The following is a 23,998-nucleotide window of genomic DNA, read 5'->3' on the forward strand; positions in this document are numbered from 1 at the left end:
GCCACAATCCCACTGTGACCGTGACCGCACGCACGATCGCCTCAGCGACGAATCCCGCCGACCGTCGCCGGCAGCTCCGACTCGGGCTGCTGGCGACGGTCGGTGTCGTCGTGTTCGCCGCGACCGTGCTGCTGGCGGCCCAGGTGAGCCGGGCGCAGCGCGAGTCCTACGGCATGTCGTTGTCGCCCGGCTGGGACTCCGGTCTCAACGGCCTGGTGCTGCTGGCCCTCGGTCTCGTCGTCCTCTGGCGCCTGCCACGACAGGTCGTGGGACGGGTCATGGTGGTGTTCGGCCTGTTCTGGCTGCTCGTCGGCTTCTGCGACGCGTACGACGCCTGGGCCCTGCGCGACGCGCCACCACCGCCGGCGGGTGCGCAGCTGGCGCTGTGGTTCTCCGGCCGGTTCGGGAGCTTCCTGCTCGTCGGCGTGCCCCTGCTCCTCCTGCTCTACCCCACCGGGCGGTTCCTGGGCGGCGCCTGGGGCGTCGTCAGCCGGCTGGCCGTCGCCGCCGTCGTCCTCTGGGCCACGGCCGTCGTCCTCCTGCCCGGCAGCCTGAACGGCGACCCCACCGGCGCAGCGGGTCTCTCGTACGACGCGGGCACCCTCCGGGTGGACCCGCGCGTGGGCGACGCCGTCACAGGGGTGCTGGGTGTGCTCGCCATCTGCGGTGGGCTCGCGAGCGTCGCCGTCGTGTGGCGCCGCCACCGACGCTCGACCGGACTCGAGCGCCGGCGCATCCGGTGGCTGCTCTGGGCTGCGACCGCCGTAGTCGTGCTGTTCGTCGCGGCCTCGCTCGTGCCCCTGTCCACCCGCGCCCAGGACGTGCTGTTCGCGGTGGGGGTGCTGCTGCCCGCCGTCGCGGTCACCATCGGCCTCGTGCAGCCCGACCTGGTGGGGGTCGACGAGCTGCTCTCGGGCACGCTGCTCAACGGCGTCGCCGCCACGGCCGTCGTCGGCGTCGACCTGGCCGTCCTGGCCCTCCTTACGGACGGGCTCGGCCTGCAGCTCGACCAGCGCACCGTGGTGGTGCTCGTCCTGGGCCTCGGGGCGATGGTCTACCTGGGCCTGCGGCACCTGCTCGTCGGTCGCGTCCGCAGGCTCGTCTTCGGCACCCGCGACGACCCGTACGACGCCGTCGCAGGGCTGGCGTCCCGGCTGGAGTCGGCAGCGGACGCACGCGGCCAGCTCGCCGCGGTGGCCGACGCCGTGGCCCGGGCCTTCGGGGTCCGCTACGTGCGGGTCGAGGTCGACCGGCCGGGCGGCGGTCGGCTCACCGCCACGCACGGGTCCGAGCCGGCGGTCGTGCGCAGCCTGCCGGTCACCTTCCGCGAGGCGACGATCGGGCGCCTCGTCCTGCCCCGGGACGGAGTCCGGGCCCGGCTCTCCTCCCGGGACGAGGCGCTGCTCGGCGACCTCGTGCGCCAGGCCGCCCTCGCGGCCCGCAGCGCCCGGCTCACCGAGGAACTGCAGGACAGCCGCGAGCGGCTGGTCCTTGCCCGCGAGGAGGAGCGACGGCGGATCCGGCGCGACCTGCACGACGGCCTCGGACCGGCGCTCAGCGGGGTCGTCTTCCGCCTGGAGACGGCCAGGCTCGTGCTGTCCGAGGACCCGGACGCGGCGTCCCGGAGCCTGGAGGTGGCCGCGACGCAGGTGCAGGACGTCGTGGCCGACGTCCGCCGGCTGGTGCACGACCTGCGACCGCCCGCGTTGGACGACCTCGGCCTCGTCGGCGCCCTGCGCCAGCAGGCGACGTCCCTGTCCGGGCCGGGCTTCGCCGTGCGCGTCGAGGCCGACGGCGTGGACGCGCTGCCCGCGGCCGTCGAGGTCGCGGCATACCGGGTCGTCGGGGAGGCGGTCACGAACGTGGCTCGGCACGCGCGGGCCACGCGGTGCGACGTCCGCCTGCAGGTCGCGGACGACGAGCTGCACCTGCGCGTCCGTGACGACGGGATCGGTGTCGACCCCGCCGCCGTAGCCGGCGTCGGCCTGGTGTCCCTGCGCGAGCGCGTCGCCGAGCTCGGCGGCACCGCCGAGGTCGTCTGCCCACCCGAGGGCGGCACCGTCGTGCGCGCCCGGCTGCCCCTGAGGAGCCCACCGTGACCGAACCCGTGATCCGCGTCGTGCTCGCGGACGACCACCAGGTGCTCCGCGACGGCCTCGTCGCCCTGCTCGACGCGCTGCCCGGCCTGGAGGTCGTCGGCACCGCCGCGGACGGCCGCGACGCCGTCCTCACCGCCCGCGAGACCGAGCCGGACGTCGTCGTCATGGACATCCAGATGCCGCACCTCGACGGCATCGAGGCCACCCGCCAGGTCGTCGCGGCCCGGCCGGGCACCGCCGTCGTCATCCTCACCATGAACGAGGACGACGACACGATCATGGGCGCCCTGCGCGCGGGCGCCCGCGGCTACCTGCTCAAGGGCTCCTCGGCTGCGGAGGTGCAGCAGGCGATCCGCGCGGCGGCGGCAGGCGGCATGGTCTTCGGGGCGTCTCTCGCCGCACGCATCGCCGACTTCCTGTCCGGCCGGCCGAGCACCCCCGATGTGCCGTTCCCCGAGCTGACCGAGCGCGAGCGCGAGATCCTGGACCACCTCGCGGCGGGCCGGTCGAACGCCGACATCGCCCGCCTGACCCACCTGTCGGACAAGTCGGTCCGCAATGCCGTCTCCTCGGTCTACGCCAAGCTTCATGCCGCCGACCGCGCCGACGCCATCATCAAGGCGAGGGACGCCGGCCTCGGCCGCTGAGCCGCAACACGGCAGTTGCGGACGCGAAACGGCGGTTCTGGGGCCCCGTTTCGTGTCCGCAACTGCCGTGTTGCGCGCCCGGGTGCCTGAGCCCCGTCGTGGCGCAGCCGGGGCTCCCGTCAGCGGCGGGGCAGCGAGCGGCCGTCGGGCAGGGTGCGCCCCGACACCAGCGACACCAGGTCACCGAGCGGGGCACGGAGCGGTTCCCCGCTCCCCCAGGACCAGTCGGCGTCGGTGGCCTCGAGCCGCACACCGGACAGGTCGACCCCGAACCACGAGCCGCCCGTGGCAGTCACAGCGTCCAGCACCGCCACGACCGCCTCCTGCGGCGCCACGGTCGGCACGCCGAGGGCCACCGTCACGTCGAGCGAGTGGATCACCGCATGGCTCAGCGCACCGGCCGCTCCCCCGCCCGGTGGCTGCCAGGCGTGCAGCCGGGCCGAGCGCAGCTGCTCGAGGAGCTCCGCCCGGGGCAGGGCCGAGTCGCGCTGCGCCACCGTGTTCGACAGGACGCCGAAGTCCCCGCCGGCCGCGGCCATCTCCGCGCCCCACTGCTCGGGCGTGAGGCGCGCCGGCATCGTGACGTGGGCGACCACGTGTGCAACGGTCCAGCCCTCGCACAGCGACGGGCGGCCCCACGGGTCGGCGGCCTCCGTCTCGGCGGCGTCGCCGGTGTCGAGCAGGTCCGCCAGCCCGGTGAGGGTGGGGGGCACCTTTTCCTGCAGGTCGGTCATGACAGCTCCTCCTGGACGAGTGCGGCGAGGTGGCGCTCGAGCTTGTCGAGCGAGGTGAGGAAGCCCGCGCGGGCCTGCGGGCGGCGCATGCCCTCCGGCACGTTGCGCTGGGTGATGGTGACGGCGGTGCGCCCGTCGCCGAGGTCCTCCAGCGTGTTGGTCGTGCTCAGCCCCGAGGCCGGCTCGACCCAGCTGAGCCGCTCGGGCGGGACGACCTCCGTGAACGTCGCGACCATCCGGTGGCTGCCGTGCGACCCGACCATGAGCGTCTCGAACCGGCCGCCCGGGCGCAGCTCGACCACGATGCCGTCCACCGGGGTCTGCATGCCCTCCGGCCCCCAGAAGGCGGCCAGCTCGGCGGGCTCGGTGAGGCAGCGCCAGACGAGCTCTCGCGGCGCCCGGAACACGCGCTCGTGGACGAGGTGGTCCTCGCTCATGCCTGCTCCCTCTCCTGCACCGCGGCGAGGTGTGCCTCGAGCCGGTCCATCCGCGCGGACCAGGTGCGCCGGCTCTCCTCGAGCCACGACTCGGCCTGGCGCAGCACCTCCGGCTCCAGCCGGCACGGCCGGGCCTGCCGGTCCCGGCCGCGGCTCACCAGCCCGCACCTCTCCAGCACGCGGATGTGCTGGGACACGGCCTGCAGGCTCATCGCGTAGGGCTCGGCCAGCTCGGTGACGGTCGCGTCACCGCGGCTCAGCCGCGCCACGATGTCGCGGCGGGTGGGGTCGCCGAGCGCGGTGAACACCGCGTCGAGCTGGGCGGTTCCGGTCGTCATGCAGGTATTCAAGCACCCACTTGATCAAGCGTCCACTGGAATACGGGAGAGGGCCGGCGCCCGATGGACCCCCGGTGCCCCCAGCCAGACCGCAACTCAGCGCATCGACAGCCGCTCAGTGGACCGGCAGCCGGACCGGTATGCCGTCCTGCGCCAGTGCCGCCTTCACGTCGCCGACGGTGAGCTCACCGAAGTGGAAGACGCTCGCCGCGAGCACGGCGTCCGCCCCCGCGTGCACCGCCGGGGCGAAGTGCTCGACCTTCCCGGCCCCTCCACTGGCGATGAGCGGGATGCGCAGCTCCGCGCGGACGAGCCGGATCAGCTCGAGGTCGAACCCGTCCTTGGTGCCGTCGGCGTCCATCGAGTTGAGCAGCACCTCGCCGGCACCCAGCTCCTGCGCCCGCACGCACCACTCGACCGCGTCGATGCCGGTGCGCTGCCGCCCGCCGTGGGTCGTCACCTCGAACCCGCCGACCAGCGACCCGTCCTCGGCCCGCCGGCGCCGGACGTCGGCGGACAGCACGAGCACCTGCGAGCCGAACCGCTCGGCCACCTCGGACACCAGCTCGGGCCGGGCGATCGCGGCCGTGTTGACGCCGACCTTGTCGGCACCGGCCCGCAGCAGCCGGTCCACGTCGTCGACGGTCCGCACGCCCCCGCCCACGGTCAGCGGGATGAAGACCTGCTCGGCGGTGCGGCGCACCACGTCGTACGTCGTCTCGCGGTCACCGCTGCTGGCCGTCACGTCGAGGAACGTCAGCTCGTCCGCGCCCTGCTCGCCGTACGCCTTCGCCAGCTCGACGGGGTCGCCGGCGTCGCGCAGGTTCTCGAACTGCACGCCCTTGACCACGCGGCCGGCGTCGACGTCGAGGCAGGGGATGACCCGGGTGGCGAGGCTCACCCCGGAAGGGTATCCACCTAGGGTGAACGCCATGCCCGCCGACCGGACCACGGACCACGTGAGCCAGATCGTGACCCTCGTGGACGCCACCCCCGCGCGCTGCGGCGGCACCCACCTCGTGGCGATCGACGGCCCCAGCGGCTCCGGCAAGACCACCCTCGCCCGGCAGGTGGCCGACGTCCTCTCGGCGCCCACGGTGCACATGGACGACCTCTACCCGGGCTGGGACGGCCTGCGGGCGGGGACCCACCGGGCGGACGAGTGGATCGTCCGCCCGCTGCGCGAGGGCCGCGCGGCGCGGTACCAGCGCTGGGACTGGCTCACCGACCGGTATGCCGAGTGGGTGCAGCTCCCCGCCACCGACGTCGTCGTGCTCGAGGGCTGCGGCTCCGGGGCCCTCCCCGGTGGGGCGTTCGCCTCGGTGCTGGTCTGGGTGGAGGCGGCCGAGGACGTCCGGTACGCCCGGGGCATGGCCCGCGACCCCGGGTTCGCCCCCTACTGGGACCAGTGGGCCGCCCAGGAGCGACGCCTCTACGACGCCGACCGCACCTGGGAGCGGGCCGACCTCGTCATCGACACCACCCTCGCCCGGGCCTGAGCGCGTGTGGCCGGGCGCGCTGACGCCGCCTACTGCCAGAATCGGCCCATGGAGCCCGGCGACGACACCGAGGCCGCAGCGGCGGTCCCCACCGGCGACGTCGACGCAGGCACCGACGACCTCTACGCGGCCGAGGACGCGGGCCTGCGCTCGGTGCACGACGCGGTCGTGATGCTCGCGGAGGGTCTCGGCGAGGACACGCGGCGGCTGGCCGCAGCGCCCCTCGAGGGCGCCCCGGAGGGCGGCACCGAGCCCTGGGTGCGGGTCGCCCGGCGGACGGAGTTCGCGACCGTCGGGCCCGGCCCCGACGGCACGGTCCGGGTCGGCCTGGCCTTCCCCCGCGAGGCCCCGGACGACGACCGCCTCTCCCCCGTCACCGGTTTCGGCACGGCCACCCACCGCCTCGACCTGCCGGCCGACTGCGACGAGGACGACATCCGCGACCTCGAGCCGCTGCTCGAGGCGGCCTACCTGCAGAACGGGTGATGGCAGCCACCGGAGGCCGGGGCGACCGCGCGCTGCCGCGGGTCCCCACCTCGGCCGACCTGGTCCGCGCCGCCGCGCGCTCCCGCCGGGAGGCCCGGACGCGGACCCGGCGGATGCTGGCCCGGCTGGCCTTCGTCGTGCAGTGCGGGCTCGGCGCCGCCACCGCGTGGTGGGTCGCTTCCCACGTCCTGGGCCACCAGCGCCCGTTCTTCGCCCCGGTGACGGCGATCGTCTCGCTCGGCCTGTCCTACGGCCAGCGGCTGCGCCGGGTCGTCGAGGTCATGATCGGCGTCGCCGTCGGGGTCTTCGTCGGGGACGCCTTCGTGCACTTCTTCGGGTCCGGCACGTGGCAGATCGTCGTCGTCGTGGTCCTGGCCATGAGCATCGCGGCGCTGCTGGGCGCCGGGCCCCTGCTCACGACGCAGGCAGGGGTGCAGTCGGTCATCGTCACCACGCTGACCGCCGCGCCGGGCTACGCGTTCACCCGTTGGCTCGACGCCGTCGTCGGCGGGGTGGTCGCCCTCCTCTTCACGGTCCTCGCGCCCACCGCCCCCATCCGCCGGCCGCGGCAGCAGGCGTCGGTCGTCGTGCGGGAGATCAGCGAGATCCTCTCCGACACCGTGCGGTCCGTGCGCGACCGCGACTCGGAGCTCGCGACCGCGACCCTCTCGCGGGCCCGCGCCTCGGAGTCGATGCTCGACGAGCTGCGGTCCCTGTCCGCAGAGGGCATCGCCGTCGTCCGGCTCTCGCCGTTCCGCCGGCGCCACTTGCCCGGGGTGCAGGCCATCGCCGACCTGCTCGAGCCGCTGGACCGCGCCATCCGCAACCTGCGCGTGCTCGTCCGTCGCGCCGCGGTGGCGACGTGGCGCGACGAACCGGTGCCCCCGGCATACCTGCGGCTGGTCGAGGCACTCGCCGACGTGACCGGCGACATCGCCCGCGAGCTCGGCGAGCGGCGGCTGCCCACCAACGCCCGGGCAGGGCTCTACCAGGTGGCCGAGCTCAGCGCGGTCCTCGACCCGACGTCGGGGCTCTCGGCCGAGGTGATGCGGGCGCAGATCCGCTCGATGGTCGTCGACCTGCTCATGCTCACCGGCCTGTCCGCGGACGAGGCACGCGACCACGTCCCCGAGTCGATGACCACCGGTCCCGACGACGGCTGAGCCGCCTGCAAGACTGGCCCCGATGTCGCAGGCCACCGTCCGTCCCGCACCCACCGCCGCCCCGCCCACCTGGCTGGTCGCGATCGGGCTCGTCGCCGTCGCCGTCAACCTGCGCACGGTCATGGCCAGCGTGCCCCCGCTCGTGCAGGACATCGGGCGCGACCTGCACCTCGGCAACGCCGCCCTCGGCACCCTCACCACCCTGCCGGTGCTCTGCATGGGGCTGTTCGCGCCGGTGGCGCAGCGGGTGGCGGCCCGGGTCGGCGCCGCGACCGGCGTCCAGGCGGCCGTCGTCTGCGTCCTGCTCGGCCTGCTCTCCCGCTTCGGCGGCGGGAACGTGTGGCTGCTGTATGCCGGGACGTTCGTCGCCGGGGTCGGCATCGCCCTCGGCGGGACGCTGCTGCCGGGCCTGGTCAAGGAGCTGTTCCCGCCGGAGCGCTCGGGCCTGGTCACGGGCCTCTACATGCTCGCGATGATGGGCGGGGCGGGCGCGTCGTCCGCGCTGTCCGTGCCGCTGCGCGAGCGCCTCGGGTCGTGGCAGGGCTCGCTCGGGTCGTGGTCGGTCCTGGCCGTCGTCGGCGCGCTGGCCTGGCTGCCCATCTGGCGCGGGCACACGCGGCTGCGGGCCGAGGACCCCGTCGTCGTGGTCCCGACGCGGCTGCCGTGGCGCCACGCGACGGCCTGGCTGGTCGCCGGCTACCTCACGATCCAGTCCGTCGAGTTCTACTCCTCGCTGGCCTGGCTGGCGCCGACGTATGCCGCGCGCGGCTGGGACCCGACCCACGCCGGGTATCTCCTCAGCGTCTTCACCGCGCTCCAGCTCGTCTCCGGCCTGCTCGGGCCGGCCCTGGCCGACCGCGTCCACGACCACCGGGCGCTGCTGCTCGCCGCCTCGGTGCTCGGGCTCCTCGGCCAGGCCGGGCTCTGGCTGGCGCCGGGCGCCGCGCCGTGGGTGTGGGCCGCGGTGCTGGGCTTCGGGCAGGGCGCGTCCTTCGCGCTCGGCCTGGTGCTCATGGTCGACTACGCCTCGACACCGGCGGCGAGTGCGCGGCTGGCGGGCATGGCGTTCTTCTTCAGCTACACGATCGCCTCGCTGGGGCCGGCGACGCTGGGCGCGCTGCGCGACGCCACCGGAGGGTTCGGCGCCGTCTGGATGGTGCTGACGGTCCTCATGCTCGGTCAGGTGGCGTTCGCCGCCGTGCTCCGACCGGGGCTGGCACGCATCCCCTGACCCGCGGTCGAGGGGCGCTCCCAGCCTCCCCGGGCGAGCTCGGTCCGCGTGTCGGCGCCCGGTGGGATGCTGCCCTCATGGCGTACGACCACGAGCTCGCCGACCGCCTGCGCACCGCGCTGCAGGACGTCGACGGCGTGCAGGAGAAGGCGATGTTCGGCGGCCTGGCGTTCCTGGTCGGCGGGCACATGGCGGTCGCCGCGAGCGGCCAGGGCGGTCTCATGGTCCGGTGCGACCCGGCCCGCACGGGCGAGCTGCTCGCCGGCGGCGAGGCCGAGCCCATGGTCATGCGGGGCCGAGAGATGGACGGCTGGCTGCGCGTGGCCGCCGACCGGGTGGACACCGACGGGGCACTCCAGCGGTGGGTCGACACCGGCGTGGCGTACGCCGCGTCCCTCCCCCCGAAGTAGGCACCCGGTTTGGAGGCACCCGGCAGGGGGAATACAGCAGGAAGCCGTGGTCCGGTGCGTGGCTTGCGAGGGGACGCTTGGCGGTCAGGCCCGGGCCACGGCGCAGACGTGTCGGACCGACGCCTCACTCCCGGGTGACGTCGGGGCTGGGCACCGACGGGCCCAGGGCCTGCACGAGCGCGGCCAGGCGACCGGCCTCGGCGCGTCCGAAGCCGGCGTCCGCCTTCTGGATCGCCATGACCGCAACGGTGTCGGTGTCGCTGAGCTCGATGGTGACCCACGGGTCGCCCTCGCCGAACCGCACGTCGACGACCTCGCGCCACGAGACCGTGCGGGTGAGGAACAGGTTGCGGATGGTCAGCGTCTCCCGGGTCGGGACCGCGCGGATGCTGGCGAAACGCCACAGCAGCAGCGCGATGGCGACACCCACCCCGGCGAAGAAGACCCGGTCGCCCGCTCGCCAGTTGCCGCCCTCGGCCGGCCCGGGCAGCACGACGGCGACCACGGCGAAGAGCAGGACGGTCGCCACGGCCGAGGCGGTGGCCACCGCGCGGCCACGCCGCGGCCGGAACGGTGCGAAGGCCGCCTGCTCGTCCGCACCGGGTCCCGGCCCCCGAGACCGTGCCATCGTCACAACCGGCAGGCGGCGATGTCGGTCACCAGGATCGCCCGCGCCCCCAGGTCGTACAGCTCGTCCATGATCGCGTTCGTCCTGGCCCGCGGGACCATGGCGCGGACGGCGGCCCACTCCTTGTTCTGCAGGGCGGACACGGTGGGCGACTCGAGCCCGGGCGTCACGGCACAGGCCGCCTCGACCAGGTGTGCCGGCACGTCGTAGTCGAGCATCACGTAGTGGCGGGCCGTGATCACGCCGGTGAGGCGGCGGCGCAGCACCTCGACGCCGGCGGACTCCCCCGTCCCCTCGCGGCGGATGAGGACGGCCTCGCTGCGCAGGATCGCGTCCCCGAAGACCTCGAGACCCTGCTGGCGGAGGGTGGTCCCGGTCTCGACGACGTCGGCGATGACGTCCGCGACCCCGAGGGTGATCGCGGTCTCCACGGCGCCGTCCAGCCGCACGACCTGGGCCGAGACCCCCGCCTCGGCCAGGTGCTTCTCGACCAGGCCGGCGTAGCTCGTCGCCACGCGGCGGCCGCCGATGCCGGCGACGTCCGCGCACGTGCCCGGGCGGGCGGCATACCGGAACGTGGAGCCGCCGAACCCCAGCGTCATGACCTCGATCGCGGCGCTGCCGGAGTCGAGCAGAAGGTCGCGGCCGGTGATGCCGCAGTCCACGGTGCCGGAGCCGACGTAGACCGCGATGTCGCGCGGGCGCAGGTAGAAGAACTCGACCTCGTTGTCGTGGTCGGTGACGACGAGCTCCTTGGAGTCGCGCCGGACGCGGTAGCCGGCCTCGCGGAGCATGTCGACCGCGGGCTCGGAGAGGGACCCCTTGTTGGGGACGGCGATGCGCAGCATGGTGCGGACTTCCTGGGTGGTGGCCTAGAGGTGGGCGTAGACGTCGTCGAGGGAGATGTCGGAGGCGACCATGAGCACCTGCAGGTGGTAGAGCAGCTGGCTGATCTCCTCCGCGGCGCGGTCCTTGCCCTCGTGCTCGGCGGCCATCCACACCTCGGCGGCCTCCTCCACGATCTTCTTGCCGATGGCATGCACACCGGCGTCGAGCGCGCGGACCGTCCCCGAACCCTCGGGGCGGCTCACCGCCTTCTCGGTCAGCTCGGCGTACAGGTCGTCGAAGGTCTTCACGAGCCCAGCGTACGGGGGGCCAGCCCGGCCAGGGTCACCGCGGTCGCCACCGCGGCGACGGCGGCCTCGTGCCCCTTGTCCTCGCTCGAGCCGGGCAGCCCGGCGCGGTCGAGGGCCTGCTGGTCGTCGTCGCACGTGAGCACGCCGAACCCGATCGGGACGCCGGTGCGGGTGCTGACGTCGGTCAGGCCGTGGGTGACCCCGCTGCAGACGTAGTCGAAGTGCGGTGTGCCACCACGGATCACGACACCCAGGGCGACGAGGGCGTCGAACGACGGCGCGAGCCGGGCGCACGCCACGCTGAGCTCGACGGTGCCGGGCACCCGCACGAGCGGGACGTCCTGCACGCCGCACTCGGCGAGGCCGCGCAGGGCGCCGGCGACCAACCCGTCCATGACCTCGGTGTGCCAGGACGCGGCGACGACCGCCACCCGCAGCCCGCTGCCGTCGGCGGTGACGGTGGGCGCTCCCTTGCCGCTCATGCCGTCTCCCCCGTGTCGGCCGTGTCCACGACGAGGTCGTGGCCCATCCGGTCCCGCTTGGTCCGCAGGTAGCCGCGGTTGGCCGTCGTCGGCGCCACCTGGAGCCGCTCGACCGAGTCCACGGTGATCCCGAGCGCGCGCAGCGCCTCTACCTTCAGCGGGTTGTTCGTGAGCAGCCGCACGTGGTCGACCCCGAGGGCGGTGAGCACCGCGGCGCCGGCGGCGTACTCGCGGGCGTCCACGGGCAGGTCCAGCGCGGTCTGCGCGTCGACCGTGTCGAGGCCGTCGTCCTGCAGGGCGTACGCCTGCAGCTTCGCGAGGAGCCCCACGCCGCGGCCCTCGTGGCCGCGGAGGTAGACGACGACGCCGCCCTCGGCCGCCACCCGCTCGAGCGAGCGCTCGAGCTGGGGGCCGCAGTCGCAGCGCAGCGACCCGAACGCGTCACCGGTCAGGCACTCGGAGTGCAGCCGCACCAGCGCGCGCCGCCCCGGGACCCCGCGCGGGCTGACCAGCGCCACGTGCTCGTCACCGGTGACGGCGTCGCGGAAGCCCACGGCCCGGAAGTCGCCGTGCCGCGTCGGCACGACCGTCTCCGCCACCCGGGCGACGCGGTCGTACCGCTGCCGGTGCGCGACGAGCTGGGCGATGGTGATGACGGGCAGGTCGTGCACGGCACCCATGGCCTGCACGTCCGGCAGCCGCATCATGGTGCCGTCGTCGTGGACGAGCTCGCCGATCGCAGCGGCCGGCGCGAGGCCCGCGAGCCGGCACAGGTCGACCGCTGCCTCGGTGTGCCCGGGGCGCACCAGCACCCCGCCCTCGCGGGCCCGCAGCGGCACCACGTGGCCGGGCCGGACGAAGGTGTCGGCCGTCGACTCGGGGTCGGCCAGCAGCCGGACGGTGTGCGCCCGGTCCGCGGCGGAGATGCCGGTGGTCACGCCCTCGGCCGCGTCCACCGTGACCGTGTATGCCGTGCGGCGCGGGTCGCGGTTGTCGGCCACCATGAGCGGCAGGCCCAGCCGGTCGGCGACCTCGGGCGTGACCGGGGCGCAGACGTAGCCGCTGGTGTGCCGGATCGCCCACGCCATCCACTCGTCGGTGAGCGTCTCGGCGGCCAGGATCACGTCGCCCTCGTTCTCGCGGTCCTCGTCGTCGGTGACCAGCACCGGGCGACCGGTGCGCAGCGCGTCGAGCGCCTGCTCGATGGTCGACAGTGTCCTCATGCCGCGACCACCGCCTCCGGCTCGCGGTCGGGCTCCTCGACGCGGGACGCCTTGAGCCAGACGAAGAAGCCGTACAGCACCAGGCCGGCGTACACGGCATACAGCACCGCCGAGGGGTAGAACTTCGAGTGCACGAGCAGGGGCACCCCGACGAGGTCGACGCCGATCCAGGCGAGCCAGAAGTCGTTCCAGCCGCGGGCCATCGCATAGGTCGCCACGATCGAGCCGACGAAGATCCAGGCGTCGCACCAGAAGTACCAGCGCGGGGCGGGCCAGCCGGCACCGATGAGCGAGAACACCCACTGCAGGACGACGACGCCGCCGACCCAGAAGGCGAGGTAGCCCAGGCGCTCACGGGCGGTGGCCCAGCGCGGCGTGAGGACGGGTGCGTCCTCGTCCGAGGCGTTGAGGCGGCGCACGGAGTTCCACCGGTACCAGCCGTAGATGCTCGTGATGATGAAGAACACCTGGCGGCCGGCCTGGCCGAGCAGCGTCTCGTGCTGCGGGTTGGAGAACGCGACCCCGAAGAAGACCGTGAACAGCAGGACGTTGCCGAGGATGCCGATCGGCCACGCCCAGATCCGGCGCCGCATGCCACCGATGGCGGAGGCGAAGCCGAAGACGTTGCCGACCACCTCGCGCCACAGGATGTGCTGCGAGCCGATGGTCAGCTGTGCCTCGAAGAGCTTCTCGAGCCAGTTCATGCGGGGATCTCCTGGGAGTCGGTGGTGCCGGGGGTGGGGGTTGCGGGGGTGTGGGTCGCGGGGGTGGTGGAGGTCGGCGCGGGGGTCGTCCCGGTGGCGAGCGTCGTCCCGGTGGCGAGCAGGCGCTCGACGTACTTGGCGAGGACGTCGACCTCGAGGTTGACCGGGTCGCCGACGCCCTTGTGCCCCAATGTGGTCAGGGCCAGCGTGGTCGGGATGAGCGACACCTCGAACCAGTCGTCGCCGACGGCCGACACGGTGAGGCTGACGCCGTCGACCGTGATCGAGCCCTTCTCGACGACGTAGCGGGCGAGGTCGGCGCCGAGGCTGAAGCGCACGACCTCCCACCGGTCACCCGGGGCCCGCTCGAGGATCCGCGCGGTGCCGTCGACGTGGCCCTGGACGACGTGCCCGCCGAAGCGGCCGCCGGCCGCCATCGCGCGCTCGAGGTTGACCCGGTCGCCGGGCGAGAGCGCGCCGAGGCTGGTGCGGGCCAGGCTCTCGGCCATGACGTCGACGGTGAACTGCTCGGCGTCGTGCTCGACGACCGTGAGACAGACGCCGTTGACGGAGATCGAGGCGCCGTGGACGGCGTCGGACACGACCAGCGGTCCGGCGACGGTCAGCCGGGCGGAGTCGGCGCCGCGCTCGAGCGCCACGACGTGGCCGAGCTCCTCGACGATGCCGGTGAACATCAGCGGGTCTCCTTCAGGCAGGCGGTGATCCGCACGTCGGTGCCGATCAGGGTGATGTCGGTGGGGTCGAGGCGCAGCGCCTCGTCGATGGTGGTGATGCCGAGGTCGCTGACCGACGGCCGGCCCCGGCCGAGGAGCACCGGCGCGACGTAGGCCACGACCTCGTCGACGAGCCGGTCGTACATGAACGCCGCCGCGACGGTCGGGCCGCCCTCGAGCCAGACGTGGTGGACCCCGGCCGAGGCGAGCGCCTCGAGGACCTCCTTGGGGCTGCGGGTGCGCAGGTGCCACGTCGGCGCGGCGTCGTCGAGGACGCGGGCCTGCGGCGGGAGGTCGCGCTCCCCCATCACGACCCGGAGCGGCTGGGCGTCCATGAGGGTGCCGTCGGGGTGCCGGGCGGTGAGGTGCGGGTCGTCGGTGAGGGCCGTGCCGGTGCCGACGAGGACGGCCCCGCAGCGGGCTCGCTGCTCGTGCACGTCGGCTCGGGCGGCCGGCCCGGTGATCCACTGGCTCGTGCCGTCGGCGGCGGCGCTGCGCCCGTCGAGCGTGGTGGCGAGCTTCCAGGTGACCCACGGCCGGCCGGTGCGAACGAGGTGCGTCCACGTGCGGTTCAGCGCCTCGGCCTCCTGCGCGAGGACCCCGCCGACGACCTCGACGCCACGCTCGCGCAGCCAGTCCGCCCCACCGGCCGCGACCGGGTTGGGGTCGGACTGCGCGTGGACCACGCGGCGCACGCCCGCGGCATACAGGGCCTGAGCGCACGGTGGCGTGCGGCCGGTGTGGTTGCACGGCTCGAGGGTCACGTATGCCGTGGTGCCGGCGGCGCGCTCGCCCGCGGCGGCCAGGGCGGCGGCCTCGGCGTGGGGGGTCCCGGCGCCGCGGTGCCAGCCCTCGGCGACGACCTCGCCGTCGTCGGTGACCAGGACGCAGCCGACCCGCGGGTTGGGGTCGGCCTCGGGTCCCCGGGCGGCCAGGGCGAGGGCACGACGCATCAACGTCCCGGTGCCGGGCTGCTCGCCCATCGTCCCGCCTCCTGCTCCAGACCGTTCGGTCGAGCTCCGGGGGACGTGCGGTCGAGGGACCTCAGGGCAGGCGGCGGGTCACGACGGACCCGACCGCGCGACCTGGGGGTCCCGCGTCCACGTGCTGCCTACCATCCGGACTTTCACCGTCGGTCCAGGAGTTCCACCTGGTCAACCGGCCGCTGGCTGCGGTCGGGTCGCGGACTGTCACCGCCGGTTCGGACTTGCACCGACCCCGGAGCACGTGTGTCGACGTCCAGTATGCCAGCGCGTGCCGCGAGCGGCAGACGCGGTCCGGGTGACGGTCCTCACGCGGCCGTCGGCGGGGCGAGTCCCCAGGCGACGACGGTGACGCGGACCCCGGAGGTCGTCCCGTGCGGGCTCAGGCCGGGTGCGCGTGGGCGGTCGCGAGCGCGCGCAGCTCGTCGACCGCGGCGGCCGCGTCCTGCGCGCCGTAGACAGCGGACCCCGCCACGAAGACGTCCGCCCCGGCCTCGGCGCACTGCTCGATGGTGGAGGCGGACACGCCGCCGTCGACCTGCACCCAGATCTCCCCGCCCGAGCGCTGCACGGCCTCGCGGACCTGCGCCACCTTGGGCATCTGGTCGGCCATGAACGACTGGCCGCCGAAGCCGGGCTCGACCGTCATGACCAGCACCATGTCGAGGTCCGGCAGCAGGTCCTCGAACGGCGCGAACGCGGTGCCCGGCTTGATCGCCATGCCGGCCCGGGCACCGGCCGCACGCAGGTTCCTGGCCAGGGCGCGCGGGTCGCGTGCCGCCTCGACGTGGAAGGTCACGGATGCCCCGCCGGCCTCGGCATACATGGGCGCCCAGCGGTCGGGGTCCTCGATCATGAGGTGGCAGTCCAGCGGGATCGGGCTGACCTTGGCCAGTGCCTCGACCACGGGGAGGCCGAGGGTCAGGTTCGGCACGAAGTGGCCGTCCATCACGTCGACGTGGGCCCAGTCGGCGTTGCTGATCCGCTCGAGCTCGTGCTGCAGGTTGGCGAAGTCGGCGGACAGGATGCTGGGCGAGATCTGCACGCGCACACCCTAGCGACGGCGCCTGCGCCGGCCGGACCGCCTCGGCCGGACGAACCGCCCCTCGGCCGAACGGACCGCGTCGGGCCGAACGGCCACGCCACCGTCGGGCGGCGGCCACACTCGCCGCGTGCTGTGGATCGTCGTGGTCGTGGCCCTCGCGGTGCTCGGTGGTGTCGTCGTCGTGGACCACCTGCGCGCGCAGCACACCCTGCGCCGAATGCGGGAGCTGATGGTCGCGGGCCGGCACGCCGAGGTGATCGCCCACCGCGAGCCACCCAGGCGCTACGTCGGCGTGGCCGCCCGGCTGCGCGCCACCAGCGCCCTGCTGACGGGCCGGTACCACCGGTGCCTGCAGCTGCTCGAGACCCCGGCGGGCGCGGCCGCACCGGTGCTGGCGCCGCAGGACCTGGCGATGCGGGCGATGGCCCTGCTCGGGCTGGGCCGCTACGACGAGGCCGCGGCGGCGCTCGGCGACGACCCCGTCGAGCCGCTGCACCGGCACCTGCGGGCGCAGGCGGCCATCGAGACCGGCCAGGACTGGATGGCGACCCGCCTGCTGGCCGACCCCCACCCGGTCCGGGTCGACGAGGCCGGACGGCGCCGCATCCTCGGCGACCTGCACGTGCGGCGGGGACGTCCCGCCGAGGGTGAGGACCTGGTCCGCAGCGCGCTGGCGACCTACGCGGACAGCTCGATGTCCGCGCGTGAGGTGGACATGGGCTACTGCCACGCACACCTCGCCTCGAGCGCCCTCGCGCGCGGCGACGTCGACGCCGCCCTCGCCGAGCTCGGCGAGGCCGAGCGGTTGCTGCTCGCGCGCCCGGACAACGACCCGGGGTTCCTCGAGCTCGCCTGCATCGCCGCCGAGGCACACGCTGCAGCGCGCAATCCCTCCGCGGCGGACGAGCACCTTGCGACTGCCCGACGGCTCGCCGAGCAGGTCGAGTCCCCCGCCGCCCGGGCCCGGGTGGCGCGAGCGGCCGGGACCGTCGCGTGGACCCTCCACCGCCCGGACGCACGGGACCTGCTCACGACCGCGCTCGCCCAGCACGAGGCGCTGGGCGAGCGGCCCGCCGCCGCCGAGGTCAGGCGGCTGCTCGCCTCGCCGCCCCCGTCGACCTGAGGCAGTCGGCCGGTCAGCCGCGCTTGCGCAGCAGCGCCAGGAACATCCCGTCGGTGCCGTGCACGTGCGGCCACAGCTGGGCGCTCGGCCCGGTTCCGGGCACCTCGACCGGGTCCCCCGCCGCGTTGCGGAGGAACTCGCGGACCGGCAGCTGCTCGACGTCGTCGCGCCGCTTGAGCACGTCGCCGACGACGAACTGTGTCTCGGCGAGGTGCGGGCTGCACGTGGCGTAGGCGACGACGCCGCCCGGCGCCGTGGCGTCGATGGCAGAGGCCAGTAGCTCGCGCTGCAGCGAACCGAGCCCGGCCAGGTCGGCCGGCGTCCGGCGCCACCGCGCCTCGGGGCGGCGGCGCAGTGCGCCGAGGCCGGTGCAGGGCGCGTCGACGAGGACCCGGGTGTAGCCGCCCGGCTCGTCCTCCCCGATGGTGCGGCCGTCACCGGTGCGGACCTCCAGGACCCGGCCCGCGGCGGAGGCGCGCTCGAGCGCGGGGCGCAGGGTCTGGCGCACCAGGTCGGCGCGGTGCGGGCTCACCTCGTTGGCGACGAGGTCGGCACCCGCCTGCGCCGCGAGGGCGGCCAGCAGGCCGGCCTTGCCACCCGGACCGGCGCACAGGTCCAGCCAGCGCTCGGTGCCGGTGGCCTCCACGGGCACCGCCGCGAGCGCCAGCGCGAGCAGCTGCGACCCCTCGTCCTGCACGGCAGCGCGCCCCGCGCGGACCGCCGCGACGGCGCCCGGGTCGCCCGACGGGAGCACGGCACCGACCGGCGACAGCGGCGACGCCTCGGCGCCTGCCTCGACGAGCTCGGCCACGCTGCACAGGCCCGGACGCGCGACGAGTGACACCTTGGGCGGGTCGTTGTCCGCGGCCACGAGGGCGGTCAGCTGCTCGTCGACGGTCTCCGGCGTCGCGGCACCGTGGCCGAGCAGGGCCGCCCGCATCGCCTTGACCACCCACTCGGGGTGCGACTGCTCGACCGCGAGCCGGGCCGTGAGGTCGCCCTGCGGCACGACCTCGGCGAGCCAGGCCTCGCGGTCGCGCTCGCTGACCCGTCGCAGCACGGCGTTGACGAACCCCGCCGCGCCGGCGCCGTTGACCTTGCGCGCCAGCGCCACCGTCTCGGCCACCGCGGCGTGGGGCGGCACGCGCATCCCGAGGATCTGGTGCACCCCGAGGCGCAGCGTGTCGAGCACCTTCGGGTCGACCTGGCTGAGCGGGCGTCCGGCCGCCACGGCGACCACCGGGTCGTAGAAGCCGTGCATGCGCACCGCGCCGTAGACGAGCTCGGTCGTGAAGGCCGCGTCGCGGCCGGTGATCCGCCGGTCGCGCAGGACGGCGGGCAGCTCGAGGTTGGCGTACGCGCCGTCCGCGACCGCGCGCAGCACGGTGTATGCCGCGAGCCGCTGCGGGTCGCTCGTGCGCCCGCGCTCGCTGGGCCGCTGGCGCGAGCGCTGCGGACGGTGAGGCCGACCGCCGCTGGAGGAGCCCCTCGGCCGCTGCTCAGCCACCGAGCCGCTCCCCCGCCTCGATGCGGACACCGCGGGCCCAGTCGGCCGCGGCCATCTCCTTCTTGCCGTGCGGGCGGACCGCGCCGAGGCGCACCACCCCGGACCCGGTGCCCACGTGGACCTCGCGCTTCCCGGCGGCCAGCTGACCGGGCGCCAGCAGCCCCTCGGCATACGCATCGTCGACGGTGAGGGGCGACAGCTTGAGGCGCTCGCCGCGGAAGGTCGTCCACGCACCCGGCGCGGGCGTGCAGCCGCGCACCAGCCTGTCGACGGCGGTGGCGGGGCGCTCCCAGCGCACCTCGGCGTCGGCCACCTCGATCTTGGGGGCGAGCGAGACGCCGTCGGCCGGCTGCGGCACGGGCGTCAGCGAGCCGTCGGCGATCCCGTCCATGGTGGCGACGAGCAGGCCCGCCCCGCCCTCGGCAAGGCGGGCAAGCAGGTCGCCGGCCGTGTCGGTCGGGCGGACCCTCTCGGTCATGACGCCGTAGACCGGTCCGGTGTCGAGGCCGGCCTCGAGCCGGAACGTCGAGGCGCCGGTCACCTCGTCGCCCGCCATGACGGCGTGCTGGACGGGAGCGGCACCGCGCCACGCGGGCAGCAGCGAGAAGTGCAGGTTGACCCAGCCGTGCACCGGGATGTCCAGGGCGACCTGCGGCACGAGCGCGCCGTACGCCACGACCGGGCACGCGTCCGGCGCGATCTCGCGCAGCCGCGCGAGGAAGCCCTCGTCCCGCGGTCGCTCCGGCGTGAGGACCTCGATGCCGTGCTCCTCGGCACGCCGCCGCACGGGCGACGGGTGCAGCGTGCGTCCGCGGCCGGCACGGGCGTCGGGGCGGGTCACGACGGCGACCACCTCGTGGGAGGACGCGACCAGCGCGTCGAGGGACGGCAGCGCCACCTCGGGCGTGCCGGCGAAGACGAGCCGCATCAGAGCGCCCGGCCGAAGGTGGCGTGCGGGCTGGCCTTGACGACGGGAGCCGGGCCGTCGCCCCACTCGGCCTCGCGGATGGCCCTCATCGCGGCCTTGCGCTGCTCGCGGTCCATCCGGTCGATGAACAGGATGCCGTCGAGGTGGTCGGTCTCGTGCTGGAGGCAGCGGGCCATGAGCTCGGTGCCCTCGACGACCACGGGCTCGCCGAACTGGTTGAGGCCCTTGGCCACCGTGCGCAGCGCCCTCGGGGTCTCGAACCGCAGGCCGGGGAAGGACAGGCAGCCCTCGTCGCCCTCCTGCAGCTCCTCGGACAGGTCGAGGTCGGGGTTGACCAGGTGGCCGAGCTCGCCGTCGACCCAGTACGTGAACACCCGCAGCCCCACGCCGATCTGGGGCGCCGCGAGACCTGCGCCGGGCGCGTCCAGCATCGTGTCGGTGAGGTCCTTGACCAGCTGCCGCAGCTCGCGGTCGAAGTCGACGACGGGTGCGGCCGGCGTGCGCAGCACCGGGTCGCCGAAGAGGCGGATGTTCTGGATCGGCACCCGAGCAGTCTAGGTGCGCGGCTCCCCCAGCTCGTCCGGGGTCGGCACCGGCAGCCCGCGCAGCGCCAGCTCCCGGGCGAGCCGGCCGGGCGTGGTGAAGGTGATCGCGTCCATGCCGACCGAGGCCGCCGCCTCGACGTTGGCGGGGCTGTCGTCGACGAAGACCGTGCCGAGCAGGTCGACCGGCGCATCGGCGGCGAGCCGGTGGAAGACCCCGGGGTCGGGCTTGGCCAGCGAGATGCGTCCCGAGACGGTGATGTGCTCGAACAGCGAGAGGAAGTCGAAGCGCTCGACGGCGCGCGGGAACAGCTCGGCCGACCAGTTGGTGAGCGCGAGCAGGCGCACCCCGTGGGCCGCGAGGGTGCGCAGGATCGTCACCGACCCCTCGACCGGGCCGACCATGGAGAGGTCGAAGTGCCTGCGGTAGGCGCGGATCTCGTCCGCTAGGTGGGGGTGCGTCTCGAGGGCGGCAGCCTCACCGTCGTCCCACGACCGGCCGGCGTCCTGGGCGTGGTTCCACGCGGCGAAGCCGAAGTCGCCGGTGAGGAACGCCTGCGCCCGGTCCGGTCCCACGGCAGCGGCGATGGCCGGGTGCGGGTCCCACGCGATGAGGACGTTGCCGAGGTCGAAGACGACGGTGGGCCTGGAGGTCACCGGCCCACCGTAACCACCGCGGGCGCAGGTATGCCGGCGTCAGCGCAGGCGCGCCGCCGCGGCCAGCCGCTCGAGGGCGGCGAGCACCTCGGCCGGACGCTCGACGTGCGGCGAGTGCCCGCAGCCGTCGAGCGCGGTCTCGGCGAAGGAGCCGCCGGCCGCCGCGTAGCGCTCCAGCACCGCCCGGGTCTGCCCGACCATCGGCTGCGGCGGGCAGTCCTGCTCCCCGGGCCAGCCGGGGACCGCTCCCAGCTGCCCCAGGTACGCCAGGTCGAACAGCGAGGTGTCGGACACGATGACGTCGGCCGTGCCCCGGACCCACTCGACCGGCGGCTTGGGATCGAGCGCGACCAGCTCGTCGGCGACGGAGAACCACCGCGGCGACATCGCGTTGGTCACCCCGCGGGTGCCGGGGCCGGTGTTCGGCCAGCTGGTGCTGCCGGCCGCGTCGCCGGGGTAGTTGTCCTCCCCGACAGCGGTCGACAGCACGGTGTCGAGCATCGCCTCCTCGTCGGCGCCGAACGCCGACGGGTCCGCCACGTAGGTCGACAGCATGACCGCGCGCGGGGTGGTCGGCTCGTCGCCGGACCGGTCCTTCGCGGCGAGCCGTGCCACGAAGTCCGGGTTCACCGCGCCGGCGCCGGTGCCCGCGAAGTCCTCGGTCGTGGGCGTCCCGTCCGGGTCGCGCGTGCCCCCGAACCCGTACGGCGACAGCGGCGACTCGAGCAGCAGACCCGCGAGGCGGCCGGGGTGGTCGACCGCGAGCTGCATCACGACGCCGCAGCCCATCGAGTGGGCCGCGACCAGCGGCCTGCTGCCCGGTGCGAACAGCCCCTCGACGTCGAGCAGCGCCGCGACGTCGTCGGCGAAGTCACGCAGGCCCCGGGTCGCGTCGACGGGCGCGGTCTGGGTGTCGCCGTAGCCACGCAGGTCCGGCGCCACCACGCGCCACGGGCCGTCGTCCCCGCCGAGCTGCCCGCGGACGAACGGCTCCCAGAACGCTGCCGAGGAGCAGTTGCCGTGGACCAGCACGAGTGGGATGCCGTCCTCCGGGCCCCACACGAGGACGTTCTGCTCGATGCCGTTCGCGACGGTGCGCACGCTCATGGCCGAACGCTAGGCACCGGCTGGCACCCTGCGCCATGTGACGCGCAGACATGCCGTGCGAACCGGTGTGTGGCGGGACGCTCAGCCGGCGAGGTCGGGCGGGTCCATCCGCAGCTGCACCCCGGCGGCCTCCTTGCGGGCGCTGCGCGAGGCGCGCACGTCGGCCAGCGCCTCGGCGAGGGCCGGCGCCGCCTCGAGCGGCGCGCGCAGCAGCACCCGGGCCTCGTCCTCACCGACCGACAGCGGGCCCAGCTGCTCCACCACGTCCTGCAGCCCGAACCGGGCCAGGTCCGTCTGGTCCACGGTGGCCCGCACCGCCCTGCGCTCGCCCGTGACGGCGGCCAGGGCGACCGTCGGCGGCAGGTGCAGCGCCGCCCGGTCGGCGAGCTCCCGGCCGGCGAACCAGGCAGGGTCCCAGCGGACGAGCGCCTCGACCACCGGCAGGGTCGTGTGGGTCGGGGCGCCGCAGAGGACCACCTGACCGCCGTCGGCGGCACCACGGGTCAGGCCCGCAGCCCCGAGCCACCGGCGCAGGGCCTCCTCGCCGGCGTCCAGGGTCGCCCGGTCGAGCGAGGCCCAGGCGTCCAGGAGCAGGGACGCGGCATACCCGCCGTCGGCCACGGGCTCGGCACCCGGAGTGGCGATGACGAGGGCGGCCGTCGCGGCGACGGTGTCGAGCACCGCGCCTGCCCCGGAGGTGTGGACGGGCACGCCCGGGAAGGCACGGCCGAGCTCCTCGGCGGTGCGCCGTGCACCGACGACCGAGGAGCGCAGCTCGCGGCCACCGCACTCCCGGCACTCGAACCGGCCGACCCCCTTGCCGCACCAGCGGCAGGCGGGCTCGGCCCCGCGGGCGGACTGGGCCACCGGGCCGCCGCAGTGGCGGCACCGCACGGGGGCACGGCACGTCTGGCAGGCCAGCGAGGGCAGGTAGCCGCGGCGCGGCACCTGGACGAGCACCGGCCCCGACTCCAGGGCCGCCTTGGCGGTGCGCCACGCCACCGACGGCAGGTGGGCGCTGGCCGCGGCCGGGTCCCGCTCGACGTCGAGCCCCTCGCCGGCGACCCGGACCCGGGGCACGACACCCCGCACCGACGCCGCCGCGACGGTGCGCAGCTCGTCGGCCTCGACGAGGCGCTGCACCGGCACGCTGCGGGTGAAGCCCGCACTGAGGACGGCCGCCCCCTCGATCCGGGCGCGCGCCATCAGGACCTCGCGCACGTGCGGGTACGGCGCCCTCGGCTCGTCGAGCAGGTCGTCCCCGTCGTCCCACCACGCCACCAGGCCGGGTGCGCGGACCGGGGCGAACGCGGCGGCACGGGTGCCGACGACGACCGACACGTGGCCGCGCAGCAGCTTGAGCCAGGCGGTGTAGCGCGCCTGCGGTCCCTGGTCGGCGGTCAGGCGGACGTGCCGCCCCTTGCCGAGCGCGGCGGTGAGGGCGGCGTCGACCCGCCTGACGTCGCGGTGGTCGGGGACGACGATGACGCTGCCGCGGCCACCGGCCAGCGCCGCGGCCGCCGCGGACGCGAGGGCTGCGGGCCAGTCCTCCTCGGGTGTGCGGGCGGGCAGGGCCAGCAGGGACGCCGCAGGTGACTTCCCGGCGGCGAGGCGGGTGAGGAAGGCAGGCCCCCCGGCATACCGGCTCCAGGAGGGCACCCGGTCGGGCGGCGCGGGCAGCGGGTCGGGCTCGGGCGCCTGCTCGGCGAGGGCCTTCTCCGCTGCCGCGTGACGGGGCGGCACGGCCAGCCGCAGCACGTCGCCGAGGGTCCCGGCGTAGCGCGCGGCGACGGCCCGGCACAGGGACAGCAGCGGCGGCGTCAGCACCGGTTCGGGCGACACCACGCGGCGCAACGGGGCCAGCCGCCCGGTGTGCTCGGCCTGGGCCCGGCGCTCGACGACGAACCCGTCGAGGTCCTGGCCGGCGAACCGGACCTTGACCCGCGCGCCGGGGACGGCGTCCTGCGCCATCGCCTCGGGCACGACGTACTCGAACGGCCGGTCGAGGTGCGCCAGGCCGGTGTCGACGACCACGGCGGCGACCGGGTCGGTGGCCGCGGGCTCCTGCTCCGGCCGCACGCGCGGCACCTTGGGCAGGGCGGAGCGGATCAGCGCCAGCTGCTCCCCTGCTCCCGGTTCGGACACAGCGGAAAAC

General features: G+C 75.1%; 27 protein-coding genes and 1 riboswitch. Of the genes, 8 read left to right on the forward strand and 19 right to left on the reverse strand.

Going from position 1 to position 23,998, the window contains the following annotated elements:
* Positions 1-14: 14 nt before the first annotated feature.
* Positions 15-2,099: a sensor histidine kinase gene (locus J2X64_RS17880; protein WP_310157370.1), complete on the forward strand. Its 2,085-nt coding sequence runs from the start codon at positions 15-17 to the stop codon at positions 2,097-2,099.
* Complete coding sequence (locus tag J2X64_RS17885; RefSeq protein ID WP_310157372.1) at positions 2,096-2,746, forward strand: response regulator transcription factor; 651 nt, start codon at positions 2,096-2,098, stop codon at positions 2,744-2,746. The genes J2X64_RS17880 and J2X64_RS17885 overlap by 4 nt, the downstream gene beginning before the upstream one ends.
* 119 nt (positions 2,747-2,865) lie before the next feature.
* On the opposite strand, the gene J2X64_RS17890 is transcribed toward J2X64_RS17885, so the two are convergent.
* The 4 genes from J2X64_RS17890 to hisF form a co-directional block, all read right to left on the reverse strand.
* Positions 2,866-3,480, reverse strand: a complete 615-nt coding sequence (locus tag J2X64_RS17890; RefSeq protein ID WP_310157374.1) for a maleylpyruvate isomerase family mycothiol-dependent enzyme — start codon at positions 3,478-3,480, stop codon at positions 2,866-2,868.
* Positions 3,477-3,917 carry an SRPBCC domain-containing protein gene (locus J2X64_RS17895; RefSeq protein WP_310157376.1) on the reverse strand — a complete coding sequence of 147 codons (441 nt, stop codon included), beginning with the start codon at positions 3,915-3,917 and terminating at the stop codon, positions 3,477-3,479. The genes J2X64_RS17890 and J2X64_RS17895 overlap by 4 nt, the downstream gene beginning before the upstream one ends.
* A complete protein-coding gene (locus tag J2X64_RS17900; protein ID WP_310157378.1) occupies positions 3,914-4,255 on the reverse strand; it encodes a metalloregulator ArsR/SmtB family transcription factor in 342 nt (113 codons plus the stop codon). The genes J2X64_RS17895 and J2X64_RS17900 overlap by 4 nt, the downstream gene beginning before the upstream one ends.
* A 115-nt stretch (positions 4,256-4,370) precedes the next feature.
* Positions 4,371-5,156: an imidazole glycerol phosphate synthase subunit HisF gene (gene hisF / locus J2X64_RS17905; RefSeq protein WP_310157382.1), complete on the reverse strand. Its 786-nt coding sequence runs from the start codon at positions 5,154-5,156 to the stop codon at positions 4,371-4,373.
* A 31-nt stretch (positions 5,157-5,187) separates the two neighbouring features.
* On the opposite strand from hisF, the gene J2X64_RS17910 reads away from it, so the two are divergent.
* The 5 genes from J2X64_RS17910 to J2X64_RS17930 all read left to right on the forward strand — a co-directional run bounded on the left by J2X64_RS17910 (position 5,188) and on the right by J2X64_RS17930 (position 9,044).
* Positions 5,188-5,754, forward strand: a complete 567-nt coding sequence (locus tag J2X64_RS17910) for an AAA family ATPase (RefSeq protein ID WP_310157384.1) — start codon at positions 5,188-5,190, stop codon at positions 5,752-5,754.
* 48 nt (positions 5,755-5,802) lie between these two features.
* Positions 5,803-6,240 (forward strand): hypothetical protein, encoded by a 438-nt coding sequence (locus J2X64_RS17915; protein WP_310157386.1) that lies wholly within the window; start codon positions 5,803-5,805, stop codon positions 6,238-6,240.
* Positions 6,240-7,403 carry an FUSC family protein gene (locus tag J2X64_RS17920; RefSeq protein ID WP_310157389.1) on the forward strand — a complete coding sequence of 388 codons (1,164 nt, stop codon included), beginning with the start codon at positions 6,240-6,242 and terminating at the stop codon, positions 7,401-7,403. Before J2X64_RS17915 ends, J2X64_RS17920 begins: the two co-directional genes overlap by 1 nt.
* Before the next feature lie 22 nt (positions 7,404-7,425).
* Positions 7,426-8,634 carry an MFS transporter gene (locus J2X64_RS17925; RefSeq protein WP_310157391.1) on the forward strand — a complete coding sequence of 403 codons (1,209 nt, stop codon included), beginning with the start codon at positions 7,426-7,428 and terminating at the stop codon, positions 8,632-8,634.
* Between the two features lie 77 nt (positions 8,635-8,711).
* Entirely contained in the window at positions 8,712-9,044 is a 333-nt protein-coding gene (locus J2X64_RS17930; RefSeq protein WP_310157394.1) for a TfoX/Sxy family protein, read from the forward strand.
* Between the two features lie 124 nt (positions 9,045-9,168).
* Here the strand turns inward: J2X64_RS17930 and J2X64_RS17935 are convergent, their stop codons facing one another.
* From J2X64_RS17935 to rpe, 9 genes are all read right to left on the reverse strand, one after another.
* Positions 9,169-9,672 carry a PH domain-containing protein gene (locus J2X64_RS17935; protein ID WP_310157396.1) on the reverse strand — a complete coding sequence of 168 codons (504 nt, stop codon included), beginning with the start codon at positions 9,670-9,672 and terminating at the stop codon, positions 9,169-9,171.
* A 2-nt stretch (positions 9,673-9,674) separates the two neighbouring features.
* Positions 9,675-10,520: an ATP phosphoribosyltransferase gene (gene hisG / locus J2X64_RS17940; RefSeq protein ID WP_310157399.1), complete on the reverse strand. Its 846-nt coding sequence runs from the start codon at positions 10,518-10,520 to the stop codon at positions 9,675-9,677.
* A 24-nt stretch (positions 10,521-10,544) separates the two neighbouring features.
* Positions 10,545-10,808: a phosphoribosyl-ATP diphosphatase gene (locus J2X64_RS17945; RefSeq protein WP_310157400.1), complete on the reverse strand. Its 264-nt coding sequence runs from the start codon at positions 10,806-10,808 to the stop codon at positions 10,545-10,547.
* Positions 10,805-11,290 (reverse strand): 6,7-dimethyl-8-ribityllumazine synthase, encoded by a 486-nt coding sequence (gene ribH, locus J2X64_RS17950; protein WP_310157402.1) that lies wholly within the window; start codon positions 11,288-11,290, stop codon positions 10,805-10,807. The genes J2X64_RS17945 and ribH overlap by 4 nt, the downstream gene beginning before the upstream one ends.
* Positions 11,287-12,513: a bifunctional 3,4-dihydroxy-2-butanone-4-phosphate synthase/GTP cyclohydrolase II gene (locus tag J2X64_RS17955; protein WP_310157404.1), complete on the reverse strand. Its 1,227-nt coding sequence runs from the start codon at positions 12,511-12,513 to the stop codon at positions 11,287-11,289. Before J2X64_RS17955 ends, ribH begins: the two co-directional genes overlap by 4 nt.
* Positions 12,510-13,217: a nicotinamide mononucleotide transporter family protein gene (locus tag J2X64_RS17960; RefSeq protein WP_310157406.1), complete on the reverse strand. Its 708-nt coding sequence runs from the start codon at positions 13,215-13,217 to the stop codon at positions 12,510-12,512. The genes J2X64_RS17955 and J2X64_RS17960 overlap by 4 nt, the downstream gene beginning before the upstream one ends.
* Entirely contained in the window at positions 13,214-13,912 is a 699-nt protein-coding gene (locus tag J2X64_RS17965; protein ID WP_310157408.1) for a riboflavin synthase, read from the reverse strand. The genes J2X64_RS17960 and J2X64_RS17965 overlap by 4 nt, the downstream gene beginning before the upstream one ends.
* Positions 13,912-14,934: a bifunctional diaminohydroxyphosphoribosylaminopyrimidine deaminase/5-amino-6-(5-phosphoribosylamino)uracil reductase RibD gene (ribD, locus tag J2X64_RS17970; protein ID WP_310157410.1), complete on the reverse strand. Its 1,023-nt coding sequence runs from the start codon at positions 14,932-14,934 to the stop codon at positions 13,912-13,914. The genes J2X64_RS17965 and ribD overlap by 1 nt, the downstream gene beginning before the upstream one ends.
* Positions 14,935-15,051: 117 nt before the next feature.
* A riboswitch (FMN riboswitch) is annotated at positions 15,052-15,182 on the reverse strand.
* A gap of 134 nt (positions 15,183-15,316) precedes the next feature.
* Positions 15,317-15,979, reverse strand: a complete 663-nt coding sequence (gene rpe, locus J2X64_RS17975; RefSeq protein WP_310157412.1) for a ribulose-phosphate 3-epimerase — start codon at positions 15,977-15,979, stop codon at positions 15,317-15,319.
* A gap of 127 nt (positions 15,980-16,106) precedes the next feature.
* Here rpe and J2X64_RS17980 point away from each other — a divergent pair, with 127 nt between their 5' ends.
* Positions 16,107-17,102, forward strand: a complete 996-nt coding sequence (locus tag J2X64_RS17980; protein ID WP_310157414.1) for a hypothetical protein — start codon at positions 16,107-16,109, stop codon at positions 17,100-17,102.
* A gap of 13 nt (positions 17,103-17,115) precedes the next feature.
* Here the strand turns inward: J2X64_RS17980 and J2X64_RS17985 are convergent, their stop codons facing one another.
* The 6 genes from J2X64_RS17985 to J2X64_RS18010 all read right to left on the reverse strand — a co-directional run bounded on the left by J2X64_RS17985 (position 17,116) and on the right by J2X64_RS18010 (position 23,988).
* Positions 17,116-18,609 carry a transcription antitermination factor NusB gene (locus J2X64_RS17985; protein ID WP_310157416.1) on the reverse strand — a complete coding sequence of 498 codons (1,494 nt, stop codon included), beginning with the start codon at positions 18,607-18,609 and terminating at the stop codon, positions 17,116-17,118.
* Complete coding sequence (gene fmt, locus J2X64_RS17990) at positions 18,602-19,537, reverse strand: methionyl-tRNA formyltransferase (protein WP_310157418.1); 936 nt, start codon at positions 19,535-19,537, stop codon at positions 18,602-18,604. Before fmt ends, J2X64_RS17985 begins: the two co-directional genes overlap by 8 nt.
* Positions 19,537-20,082 (reverse strand): peptide deformylase, encoded by a 546-nt coding sequence (def, locus tag J2X64_RS17995; RefSeq protein WP_310157420.1) that lies wholly within the window; start codon positions 20,080-20,082, stop codon positions 19,537-19,539. The genes fmt and def overlap by 1 nt, the downstream gene beginning before the upstream one ends.
* A gap of 9 nt (positions 20,083-20,091) precedes the next feature.
* The gene (locus J2X64_RS18000) at positions 20,092-20,736 is read right to left on the reverse strand and encodes an HAD family phosphatase (RefSeq protein ID WP_310157422.1); all 645 of its coding nucleotides are present in this window, start codon (positions 20,734-20,736) and stop codon (positions 20,092-20,094) included.
* A gap of 39 nt (positions 20,737-20,775) precedes the next feature.
* Positions 20,776-21,843, reverse strand: coding sequence for an alpha/beta hydrolase (locus J2X64_RS18005; RefSeq protein ID WP_310157424.1), 1,068 nt, complete (start codon positions 21,841-21,843; stop codon positions 20,776-20,778).
* A gap of 81 nt (positions 21,844-21,924) precedes the next feature.
* Entirely contained in the window at positions 21,925-23,988 is a 2,064-nt protein-coding gene (locus tag J2X64_RS18010) for a primosome assembly protein PriA (protein ID WP_310157426.1), read from the reverse strand.
* Positions 23,989-23,998 lie beyond the last annotated feature (10 nt).

This window comes from Phycicoccus sp. 3266 (assembly GCF_031456495.1).
Classification (GTDB): Bacteria; Actinomycetota; Actinomycetes; order Actinomycetales; family Dermatophilaceae; genus Pedococcus.

Coding starts and splice junctions, on each gene's coding strand:
- J2X64_RS17935 (WP_310157396.1), bottom strand. CDS start 9,672: ATGGCACGGTCTCGGGGGCCGGGACCCGGTGCGGACGAGCAGGCGGCC.
- J2X64_RS17920 (WP_310157389.1), top strand. CDS start 6,240: ATGGCAGCCACCGGAGGCCGGGGCGACCGCGCGCTGCCGCGGGTCCCC.
- J2X64_RS17965 (WP_310157408.1), bottom strand. CDS start 13,912: ATGTTCACCGGCATCGTCGAGGAGCTCGGCCACGTCGTGGCGCTCGAG.
- J2X64_RS17900 (WP_310157378.1), bottom strand. CDS start 4,255: ATGACGACCGGAACCGCCCAGCTCGACGCGGTGTTCACCGCGCTCGGC.
- J2X64_RS17925 (WP_310157391.1), top strand. CDS start 7,426: ATGTCGCAGGCCACCGTCCGTCCCGCACCCACCGCCGCCCCGCCCACC.
- ribD (WP_310157410.1), bottom strand. CDS start 14,934: ATGGGCGAGCAGCCCGGCACCGGGACGTTGATGCGTCGTGCCCTCGCC.
- J2X64_RS17955 (WP_310157404.1), bottom strand. CDS start 12,513: ATGAGGACACTGTCGACCATCGAGCAGGCGCTCGACGCGCTGCGCACC.
- J2X64_RS17890 (WP_310157374.1), bottom strand. CDS start 3,480: ATGACCGACCTGCAGGAAAAGGTGCCCCCCACCCTCACCGGGCTGGCG.
- J2X64_RS17895 (WP_310157376.1), bottom strand. CDS start 3,917: ATGAGCGAGGACCACCTCGTCCACGAGCGCGTGTTCCGGGCGCCGCGA.
- J2X64_RS17915 (WP_310157386.1), top strand. CDS start 5,803: ATGGAGCCCGGCGACGACACCGAGGCCGCAGCGGCGGTCCCCACCGGC.
- J2X64_RS17960 (WP_310157406.1), bottom strand. CDS start 13,217: ATGAACTGGCTCGAGAAGCTCTTCGAGGCACAGCTGACCATCGGCTCG.
- hisG (WP_310157399.1), bottom strand. CDS start 10,520: ATGCTGCGCATCGCCGTCCCCAACAAGGGGTCCCTCTCCGAGCCCGCG.
- fmt (WP_310157418.1), bottom strand. CDS start 19,537: ATGCGGCTCGTCTTCGCCGGCACGCCCGAGGTGGCGCTGCCGTCCCTC.
- J2X64_RS18005 (WP_310157424.1), bottom strand. CDS start 21,843: ATGAGCGTGCGCACCGTCGCGAACGGCATCGAGCAGAACGTCCTCGTG.
- J2X64_RS17930 (WP_310157394.1), top strand. CDS start 8,712: ATGGCGTACGACCACGAGCTCGCCGACCGCCTGCGCACCGCGCTGCAG.
- J2X64_RS17910 (WP_310157384.1), top strand. CDS start 5,188: ATGCCCGCCGACCGGACCACGGACCACGTGAGCCAGATCGTGACCCTC.
- ribH (WP_310157402.1), bottom strand. CDS start 11,290: ATGAGCGGCAAGGGAGCGCCCACCGTCACCGCCGACGGCAGCGGGCTG.